We start from the raw sequence: 11,343 nt of genomic DNA, 5'->3' as shown, positions 1-11,343 counted from the left end.
CCTTCGACCTGGCCCGTGGTCCTGTCGTCCGCACTTCACTGCTCCGCTTGGATGAGACGCAGCACCAGCTCCTCGTCACCGTCCACCACATCGCGTCCGACGGTTGGTCCATCGCCGTCATGGTCCGCGAACTCGCCGCCTTCTACCGCCAGTTCTCCGGCGGCGAGGCCGCCCAGCTCGCACCCCTGCCCATCCAGTACGCCGACTTCTCCGTCTGGCAGCGCCAGTGGCTCCACGGCGACGTCCTCTCCTCGGAAATCGGCTGGTGGCGCAACCAGCTCTCCGGCGCTCCTCCTTCCATCGAGCTGCCCACCGACAGGCCTCGGCCCCCCGTCCAGACCTTCCGTGGTGCTCTGATTCCCTTCGAGCTGTCTCCGGAGCTGACCCTCGCCGTAAAGGCGCTCGCCCAGCGTGAGGGCGCCACGCCCTTCATGGTCCTGCTCGCCGCCTGGCAGCTCCTGCTCTCCCGCTACTCTCGTCAGGACGACATCAGCGTTGGTTCTCCCATCGCCAACCGCAACCGTGCCGAGACCGAAGGCCTCATCGGCTTCTTCGTCAACACCCTCGTCCTGCGCGCTCGCATCAATGGCAGCCAGTCCTTCCGCGAGCTGCTCTCCCAGGTGCGCCTGTCCACCCTCGCCGCCTACGAGCACCAGGACGTCCCCTTCGAGAAGCTCGTCGAGGAGCTCCAGCCTCAGCGCGACCTGAGCCGTTCTCCGCTGTTCCAGGTCTCCTTCGTCTTCCAGAACGCTCCTGACGAAGCGCTCCGCCTCCCGGGCCTCTCCCTCGACTTCCTCACCTCCGAGCTTCACTCCGCCAAGTTCGACCTCTCTCTCGGCATGAGTGAGAGCCAGGGTCGACTGCTCGGCACTCTCGACTTCAACTCCGACCTCTTCGACGCCGCCACCCCGCGTCGCATGGCTCGCCACTTCGAGAATCTGCTCGCCGACGCCACCTCTCGCGTCGACGTGCCCCTGCGTCACCTCGGCCTCCTCGCCGACGACGAGAAGTCCCAGCTGCTCTCCGACTTCCAGGGCGCGCAGGTGCAGTACCCGAGCGAGGCCACACTCCACTCGCTCATCGAAGCCCAGGCGCTGCGCACTCCCGAGGCCGAGGCTGTTCGCTTCGAGGACAGCGTCCTCACCTACGCCCAGCTCGACTCGCGCTCCAACCAGCTCGCACACCACCTGCGCTCGCTCGGCGCTCGGCCCGGCGTCCTCGTCGGTGTCTGCCTCGAGCGCTCGCTCGACCTCGTCGTCGCGCTTGTCGCCGTCCTCAAGGCTGGCGCCGCCTACGTCCCCCTGGACCCCGCGTATCCGCGTGAGCGCCTCGCCGGCATGCTCGAGGACGCCAATGCTCCCGTCCTCCTCACGCATGAGCGCTTGAAGGACGTCCTCCCTCCGCACGCCGCTCGCGTGCTGTGCCTCGACTCCGAGTGGGACGCCGTCTCGCGCCAGCCGTCCTCGGCCCCCGCGCGGCTCGCCGGCCCGGATTCGCTCGCCTACGTCATCTTCACGTCCGGCTCCACGGGCCGCCCCAAGGGCGCCATGAATGCCCACTCAGGCGTCATCAACCGCCTGCTGTGGATGCAGCAGCAGTTCCCACTGGCGGCATCCGACTCCGTCCTCCAGAAGACGCCCTTCTCCTTCGACGTCTCCGTCTGGGAGTTCTTCGCCCCTCTCATCTCTGGCGCTCGCCTCGTCCTCGCGAAGCCCGGTGGACACCAGGACCCCGCCTACCTCGTGCGCCTCATCGCCGAGCAGCGCATCTCCATCGTCCACTTCGTCCCGTCGATGCTCCGCGCCTTCCTGGAGGAGCCGGGACTCGAAGCGCTGTCTCACGTCCGTCGTCTGGCATGCAGTGGTGAAGCCCTCCCCGCCGAGATGGTGCGCCGCGCCCACTCGCGACTGCCTCACGCGGAGGTCTTCAACCTCTACGGCCCCACCGAGGCCGCCGTCGAAGTCTCCTTCTTCCAATGCCTCCCGGGGGACGCTCGACACTTCGTCCCCATGGGCAAGCCCGTCGCGAACACGCGGCTCCTCGTCCTCGACGAGTCCGGCCAGCCTTCTCCCGTGGGTGTCCCCGGTGATCTCCTCATCGGCGGCGTCCAGGTCGGCCTCGGCTACTGGCGCAGGCCCGACCTCACCGCTGAGCGCTTCATCCCCGACGCCTTCAGTGCAACCCCTGGCGCGCGCCTCTACCGCACTGGCGACGTCGCTCGCTGGTTGCCAGATGGGACGCTCGAGTACCTCGGCCGCTCCGACTTCCAGGTCAAGCTGCGCGGCTTCCGCATCGAGCTGGGTGAAGTCGAGGCCGTCCTCCGCACCCTTCCCTCTGTCTCGGATACCGTCGTCGTCGTCCGCGATGAGGCCCACCTCGTCGCCTACGTCGTCCCCTCGCCCTCCACGACTCCCGACTCCCAGGCCCTTCGCTCGGCGCTCTCGCTCCAGTTGCCCGAGTACATGGTGCCGTCGGTCTTCATCCTCCTCGACGCACTCCCGCTCAATCCCAGCGGCAAGGTGGACAGGAAGGCCCTTCCCACACCGGACTTCGTCGCCGCCGCGCGCGAATACGTCGCGCCCCGCACTCCGGCCGAGGAACTGCTCGCGTCCCTCTTCTCGCTCGTCCTCGGCGTTGAACGAGTCGGTGTCACCGACAACTTCTTCGAGCTCGGCGGCCACTCCCTGCTCGCCACCCAACTCATCTCCCGAGTCCGCAAGGCCTTCGGCGTCGAGCTGCCCGTTCGCGCGCTCTTCGAGGCCGCCACCGTCGCGCAGCTCGCGCCTCGCATCGAGGCTTCACGTCTGGCCCAGGATGGCCTCCAGCTCCCGCCCTTGGCGCCCGTGGCTCGCTCCGGAGACCTGCCCCTCTCCTTCGCCCAGCAGCGCCTGTGGTTCCTCGACCGGCTCCAGCCCGACAGCCCCTTCTACAACATCTCCACCGCCCTCCAGGTCAACGGGGAGCTGCACACCGACGCCCTCACCCGCGCCCTCCACGAGCTGGTCCGTCGCCACGAGTCCTTGCGCACCAGCTTCGTCACCCGCGCCGATGGCGAGCCCGCTCAGCGCATCCTCACCGACGTCGAGTTCTCCCTTGCCCACGTCGACCTCGGGCACCTCGAGGAATCCGCTCGCGACGCCGAGGCCCAGCGCCTCGCCACCGCGGAGGCGCAGAAGCCCTTCAAGCTGACTCACGCGCCGCTGCTCCGCGCCACCCTCGTGCGTCTCTCCGAGCAGCGCCACGTGCTGCTCATCACCGTCCACCACATCGTCTCCGACGGTTGGTCCGCGGGTGTCTTCGGGCGCGAAGTCATTGAGCTCTACTCCGCCTTCAGCCAGGGCCTGCCTTCTCCTCTGGCTCCGCTCACGCTCCAGTACGCCGACTACGCCGCCTGGCAGCGCGGCTGGCTGCGCGACGAAGCCCTGGCCCAGCAAGTCTCCTGGTGGCGACAGCACCTCGCCGGCGCTCCTCAGGCCCTGGAGCTGCCCACCGACAGGCCCCGTCCTCCTGTCCAGTCCGCTCACGGCGCCAACCTCCCCGTGCGCCTCGGCGCGGACCTCACCACCGCGCTTCGCACCCTCTGCGGCCGCGAGGGTGTGACTCCCTTCATGGTGTTGCTGTCCGCCTTCAACGTCCTCCTCGCCCGCTACTCCGGACAGGACGACATCGTCGTCGGCTCTCCCATCGCCAACCGTCGTCAGGCCGAGCTCGAAGGCATCATCGGCTTCTTCGTCAACACCCTCGCGCTTCGCACCCAGCTCCGACTGGACATGTCCTTCCGCGAGTTGCTCGCCCAGGTGCGCGAGTCCACCCTCGGCGCCTACTCGCATCAGGACGTCCCCTTCGAGAAGCTCGTCGAGGAGCTCCAGCCTCAGCGTGACCTCAGTCGCTCGCCTCTCTTCCAGGCCATGCTCGCATTGCAGACGGCGGCTCCCTCCACGCCCCGTTCCGGCGCTGACGAGTCGACGGTCCTTCGCGCCCTCGACGTGGACAGCGGCACCGCCAAGTTCGACCTCTCGCTGCTCCTCGTCGACTCCGGCGACGACATCCACGGCCTGCTCGAGTTCAACACCGACCTCTTCGACAGGAGCACCGCCCAGCGTCTCGGTGAGCACCTCTCACGCCTGCTCCAGTCCGCCGTCTCTGACCCGAGCCAGTCCCTCGCTCACCTGCCGCTGCTGAGCGCGGAAGAGAAGCACCAGTTGCTCACCGCGTGGAACGACACGTCGGGCATCCCCCACGTCGCGTCGCTCATCCACCGTCCCGTCGAAGCCCAGGTCGCGCGCAAGCCTCACGCCATCGCCGTCTCCGACGGTGTCTCGTCGCTCACCTATGCTCAGCTCGACACGCGCGCCAACCAACTCGCGCACCTGCTTCGCCAGCACGGCGTCACTCCGGGAAGCTCCGTCGGCATCTGCCTCGACAAGTCCCTCGACATGGCTGTCGCCGTCCTCGCTTCTCTCAAGGCCGGCGCCTCCTATCTCCCGCTGGACCCCAACTACCCCTCCGAGCGCCTCGCCTTCATGCTCGAGGACTCTTCAGCGCCCGTCGTCCTCTCGCACTCCAGCCTCCGCGCTTCGCTGCCCGCGGAGTCCACGGCGCGGCTCGTCCTCGTCGACACGGAGGCGGATGCCCTCTCCGCTCAGCCTCCTCACGCGCCTCAGCTGGCGCTGTCGCCCGAGTCTCCCGCCTACGTCATCTACACCTCCGGCTCCACCGGCAGGCCCAAGGGCGTCGCCCTTCCTCACCGCGCGCTGAGCCACCTGCTCTCCTGGCAGTTGCGTCAGTCCGCGAAGCCTTCGGCCACCACCCTCCAGTTCGCCTCGCTCAGCTTCGACGTCTCCTGCCAGGAGCTCTTCTCCACCTGGTGGGCCGGCGGCACCCTCGTGCTGCCCACGGGTGGACTGCGCCAGGACATTCCGGCGCTGCTCGACTTCATGCACCAGCAGCGCGTCGAGCGGCTCTTCCTGCCCTTCGTCGCTCTCCAGGCGCTCGCGGATGCCGTCTCTCACGGCGCCACCGTTCCGACGACGCTGCGCGAAGTCGTGACGGCGGGTGAGCAGCTCCAGGTCACTCCCGCGCTCGTCTCTCTCTTCGAGAAGCTTCCGGGCTGCGTCCTGGAGAATCAGTACGGCCCCTCCGAGACTCACGTCGTCTCCGCGTTCCGCATGCAGGGCCCGCCGGCCTCCTGGCCGCGTCTGCCCTCCATCGGCTCTCCGCTTCCCCACACCCAGCTCTTCGTCCTCGACTCTCTCGGCCTGCCCTCCCCCATCGGCGTTCCCGGGGAGCTCTTCATCGGCGGCGCTCACCTCGCCCTCGGCTACCCTGGCCGCCCCGAGCTGACGGCGGAGAAGTTCGTCCCCCACCCCTTCGCTTCAACTCCTGGCGCACGCCTCTATCGCACCGGCGACTCCGCTCGCTGGACGGCCGACGGCACCGTCGAGTTCCTCGGTCGTCTTGACGGTCAGGTGAAGCTGCGCGGATTCCGCGTGGAGCTCGGTGAAGTCGAAGCCGCGCTGCGCTCCCTCTCCGGCATCCGAGACGCCGCCGCGCTCGTCCGCGAGGACGTGCCCGGCGCCAAGCGCCTCGTCGGCTACTTCGTCCCCGTCTCCGGGGCGGACGCAGTCACGCCCGAAGCCCTCCGCTCCGCCCTGCTCAAGCGGCTGCCCGAGTACATGGTGCCCTCCGTCTTCGTCCCACTGGAGGCCCTGCCCCTCACGCCCAGCGGAAAGATCGCCAGGAGGCTGCTGCCCGCTCCCGACGCGGCCAGCCTCACGGACGAGGCCACCTTCGTCGCGCCTCGCACTCCCACCGAAGAGAAGCTCGCCGAGCTCTTCAGCGCTGTCCTCAACCTGCCGCGTGTCAGCGTCACCGACAGCTTCTTCGCACTCGGTGGCCACTCCCTCCTCGCCACGCAGGTCGTCTCCCGCATCCGCTCCACCTTCAACATCGAGCTCCCCCTCCGCGAGCTCTTCGAAGCGCCCTCCGTCGCACAGCTCGCCGAGCGACTGGAGCAATACTCCGTCGACTCGAAGGTCCCCGCACTCGTCCCCGTCGACCGTGCTCGGCCGCTGCCGCTCTCCTTCGCGCAGCAGCGTCTGTGGTTCCTGGATCAGCTCCAGCCCGGCGGCTCCGCATACAACATCCCGTGGGCGCTCAAGCTCACCGGCACCCTGGATTCAAACGCGCTGCTCCTGTCCCTCCGCGCGCTGGTGCAGCGCCACGAGGTGCTGCGCACTCACTTCGCCATTCACGAGGGTCAGCCCGTCCAGCGCATCCAGCAGGACGTCGTGCTGGAGATGCCGCTCGTCGACCTCCGCGCGCTGCCTCAGCAGGAGCGAGACGCGGAAGCCCAGCGCCTGATGCGCGAGGAGGCGCTGCATTCATTCGACCTGTCTCGGGGTCTGCTGGTCCACATGACCCTGGTGCGCTTGAGTGATGACGAGCACCTCCTGCTCGCCACCGCACACCACATCGTCTCCGACGGATGGTCTGTCGCCATCATCGTCCGCGAGCTCGCCGCCTTCTACCGGCAGTTCGCCGGGGGAGAATCCGCCCAGCTCGCCCCCCTGCCCATCCAGTACGCCGACTTCTCCGTCTGGCAGCGCCAGTGGCTCCAGGGTGACGTCCTCGCGTCCGAGATCGATTGGTGGCGTAACCAGCTCGCCGGTGCCTCGACCTCTCTCGAGCTGCCCACCGACAGGCCTCGTCCCGCCGTTCAGACCTACGGGGGCGCCATCGTCCCCGTGGTCCTCTCCAGACAGTCGAGCGACTGGGTGAAGGCGCTCGCCCAGCGAGAAGGCGCCACGCCCTTCATGGTGCTGCTGGCTTCCTTCCAGCTCCTGCTCTCCCGCTACTCGGGTCAGGAAGACGTTTCGGTGGGCTCGCCTCTCGCCAACCGCAACCGCTCCGAGACCGAGGGGCTCATCGGCTTCTTCGTCAACACCCTCGTCTTCCACGCTCGCCTCGATCCGAAGCAGTCGTTCCGTCAATTGCTCTCAAAGGTGCGCCTGTCCACGCTGGCCGCCTACGAGCACCAGGACGTCCCGTTCGAGAAACTCGTCGAGGAGCTTCAGCCGCAGCGTGACCTGAGCCGCAGCCCGCTGTTCCAGGTCACCCTCACTCTTCAGAACGCTCCTGAAGAGGAGCTCGAGCTCCCCGGCATCACGCTAGGCGCACTGCAGCCGAGCGTCGAGTCCTCGAAGTACGACATCAGCCTCTTGATCGAAGAACGCAGCGACGGCTTCACTGGTGTCTTCAACTACAACACCGACCTCTTTGACGCGGCGACCATGGAGCGCCTCTCGCGTCACTACGCGGTACTGATTGAAGCGCTGCGTTCCGCCCCTGATGCGCAGCTCCGTCTGATTCCGCTGCTCACGGCGGAAGAGAAGCAGCAGGTACTCACGGGCTGGAATGGGGCTGTTAGCGATTACCCGCGCGACGCGTCCATCCATGGACTCTTCGCTCAGCAGGCCGTGCGCACGCCCGACGCTGTTGCTGTCGTCTCCGGCGAGGAGTCGGTCTCCTACGCCCAGCTCGACTCGCGCGCCAACCAGCTCGCTCATTACCTGCGCTCGTTGGGTGTGCTCCCGGGCTCTCGCGTCGCCGTCCGCCTCGACCGCTCCGCCGACCTCATCGTCTCCCTCCTCGCCATCCTCAAGGCGGGGGCCGCCTACGTCCCTCTCGACAAGGCCTGGCCCTCCGAGCGTCTCGCTTTCGTTCTCCGTGAGTCCGCTGCGGGCGTCGTCCTCTCTCACTCTGACGTCGTCGACGACTTGCCGGCCTTCGGCGCCGTCCTCCTCGTCATCGATGAGGAGGCTTCTCGCATCGCGCGGCTGCCCTCTTCTCCTCTCGCAAGTGCCGTGACGGGGGATGACCTCGCCTACGTCATGTTCACCTCCGGCTCCACGGGCGAGCCCAAGGGTGTCTGCGTCCCTCACCGCGGCGTCACTCGCCTCGTCTCTTCCTCCTTCATCTCCTTCTCTTCCTCCGACGTCTGGCTCCACGCCGCTCCCGTCGCCTTCGACGCCTCCACCCTCGAAATCTGGGGCGCCCTCCTCCACGGCTCCAAGCTCGTCCTCGCTCCTCCTCACTCCCTTTCACTCGAGGAGTTGGGCTGTCTGCTCGTCCGCGAGGGCATCACCTCGCTCTGGCTGACGGCCGCTCTCTTTGAGCAGATGGTTGCCACCCAGCCCGTTGCGCTGGCCCGTGTCCGCCAGGTCCTCGCCGGTGGTGACGTCCTTCCGCCGTCCCGCGTCCGCGAGCACCTCGCTCGCCTGCCCCCGGGCCACGTCCTCGTCAACGGCTACGGCCCCACCGAGAACACCACCTTCTCCGCCACTCACTCGCTGCGCCACGGCGACTCCGTCTCTCGCTCCGTCCCCATCGGCGCGCCTCTCTCCAACTCCTCCGCCTTCGTCCTCGACGCCTCCTTCCTGCCGACTCCTCCCGGCGTCCCGGGAGAGCTCTTCGTCGGTGGTGACGGCCTCGCCTGGGGCTACCTCAACCGCGCTGACCTCACCGCTGAGCGCTTCGTCCCGCACCCCTTCTCTTCTTCACCGGGTGCTCGCCTCTACCGCACCGGCGACCGCGTCCGCTGGCTGGCCGACGGCTCTCTCGAGTTCCTCGGCCGCTCCGACTTCCAGGTGAAGGTGCGCGGCTTCCGCATTGAGCTGGGCGAAGTCGAGGCCGCCGTCCGCCTCTTCTCCGGCATCCAGGAGGCCGTCGTCCTCGCTCGTGAGGATGTCCCCGGCGACAAGCGCCTCGTCGCCTACTTCACCTCCGCCGAATCCTCTGTCGACACCTCGGCTCTGCGCGCCTTCCTGCTCCAGCGCCTGCCCGAGTACATGGTGCCGGCCGCTCTCGTCTCTCTCCCGTCCTTCCCTCTCTCGGCTAACGGCAAGCTCGACAGGAAGGCCCTCCCTCCTCCCGACTTCGCCGCCGCCACTTCTGGCGACGACTTCGCTCCGCCCTCCACCCCCACTCAGACGCGTCTTGCCTCCATCTTCGCCGACGTCCTTGGCCTGGAGCGCGTCAGCGTCCACGGCGACTTCTTCGAGTTGGGCGGCCACTCCCTCCTCGCCACCCAGGTCGTCTCCCGCATCCGCTCTACCTTCGACGTTGAGTTGCCCCTCGGTGAGCTCTTCTCCTCTCCCACCGTCGCGCTTCTCTCCGAGCGGCTGGAGCTGCTCCACGGCTCCTCGTCCCGCCAGCCGGCACTCGTCCCCGTCGACCGCTCACAGCCGCTGCCCCTCTCCTTCGCCCAGCAGCGTCTCTGGTTCCTCGACCAGCTCGATCCTGGCGCTTCCACCTTCAACATCCCCTGGGCTCTCAAGCTCACCGGCAATCTCCACACGGAGGCCCTGCGCCAGTCCTTCAACGCGCTGATTGAGCGGCACGAGGTGCTTCGCACCCACTTCGCCATGCACGAAGGGCAGCCCGTCCAGCGCATCCAGTCCGATGTCCGACTGGCGCTGCCCGTCGTCGACCTGCGCGCCCTGGACTCCTCCTCTCGCGACGCCGAAGCCCAGCGGCTCATGCGCGAGGAAGCGATTCACTCCTTCGACATGTCTCGTGGCCCGCTGGTGCACGCCACCCTCGTGCGCCTCGCCGATGACGAGTACCTGCTGCTCGTCACCAATCACCACATCGTCTCGGATGGGTGGTCTGTCAGCGTCATCGTCCGCGAGCTGGCGGCCTTCTACCGACAGTTCTCTGGCGGCGAGGCCGCGCAACTCTCACCGCTGCCCATCCAGTACGCCGACTTCTCCGTCTGGCAGCGCCAGTGGCTCCAGGGCGAGGCGCTCGACGCCCAGCTCGACTGGTGGCGCGCGAATCTGTCCGGAGCGTCGCTGCAACTGGAGCTCCCCTCGGACTTTCCGCGTCCGCTGGTGCAGGGCTTCCAGGGCGCACGGGTCGAACGGATGCTCCCGCGTGAGCTGGTCGACTCGCTCAACGCAATGTGCCGCCAGGAGGGCACCACGCTCTTCATGGCGTTGGTCGCCGGATTCCAGGTCGTCCTGTCCCGCTACTCGGGACAACAGGACTTCGTCATCGGCACCGACATCGCCAACCGCAACCGCGCGGAGACCGAAGGCCTCATCGGCTTCTTCATCAACCAGCTCGCCCTGCGGGCGCGACTGGGCGGCAACCCATCCTTCCGTGAGCTGCTGGAGCGCGTGAAGGCGGACACGCTGGGCGCCTATGCGCACCAGGATCTGCCGTTCGAGGAGTTGGTCAAGGCCATCAACCCCGAGCGCGGTCTCGGCTTCGCGCCGCTCTTCCAGGTCAAGCTGGTGCTCCAGAACCAGCCGGACGAGGAGCTGAAGGTCCAGGGTCTCACGTTCCGCCCGCTGAGCAGCGAGACGGGAACAGCACGGCTCGACATCACCCTCGCCCTCCAGGAGACAGCACGGGGCCTGGGTTGCAGCGTCGAGTACCGCACCGACCTCTTCACCTCGGACACCATCAACGGACTGCTGAGCCACCTGAGCACGGTCCTCGAAGCGGCGGCGGCCCAGCCCCAGGCGCCCGTCTCCACGCTGCCGCTGATGCAGCGGGACGAGCAGCAACGGGTGCTCGTCGAGTGGAACAACACGGCGCGGGACTTCCCCCGCGAGTCCACCGCGCACGCGTTGTTCGAGGCCCAGGCCGCGCGCACGCCAGACGCCACCGCCCTGCGCTTCGAGGGCGAGTCGCTCACCTACGCGCAGCTCGACGCTCGCGCCAACCGCCTCGCGAACCACCTGCGCTCGCTCGGAATCAGGGCCGAGGTCCCCGTCGCGCTCTGCCTTGAGCGCTCGCTGGACCTCGTCGTCTCCATCCTCGCCATCCTCAAGGCTGGCGGAGCCTGGGTCCCGCTCGATCCTTCGTACCCCGTCGAGCGTCTCTCCTTCATGCTCCGTGACTGCGCCGCTCCCGTGCTCGTCACGACGGAGGACATCGCCGACGAGCTGCCCACCAGCGCGCAACAACTCGTGTTGCTCGACGTCGACGCGAGCTTCATCGCGACGCAGCCCGAGTCCGCTCCGGTCTCCGGCACCTCCGCCGACAACCTCGCCTACGTCATCTACACCTCCGGCTCCACCGGCACTCCCAAGGGCACCCTCCTCCAGCACCGCGGCCTCTCCAACACCGCCCTCACCGCCGGACGCGCCCACGGCTTCACCCCCACCTCCCGCGTCCTCCAGTACGCCGCCTTCGGCTTCGACGCCTCCGTCGCCGAAATCTTCGGCGCTCTCCTCGCCGGCTCCACCCTCGTCCTCGCTCCTCGCGAGCGCCTCCTCCCGGGCGCTCCTCTGCGCGACTTGCTCCGCGACGAGTCCATCTCCGCCGTCACCC

1 protein-coding gene is annotated in these 11,343 nt (G+C 68.1%); it reads left to right on the top strand.

Annotation, left to right across the window (positions count from 1 at the left end):
• Window positions 1-11,343 (top strand): non-ribosomal peptide synthetase (locus G4D83_RS42520; RefSeq protein ID WP_163870674.1); only part of this gene is annotated, 11,343 nt, incomplete at both ends.

It is taken from the genome of Myxococcus eversor, assembly GCF_010894455.1.
Taxonomy (GTDB): Bacteria; Myxococcota; Myxococcia; order Myxococcales; family Myxococcaceae; genus Myxococcus; species Myxococcus eversor.
The sequence above is the reverse complement of the archived record's forward strand: the minus strand, read 5'-3'. Positions and strand labels throughout refer to the sequence as shown.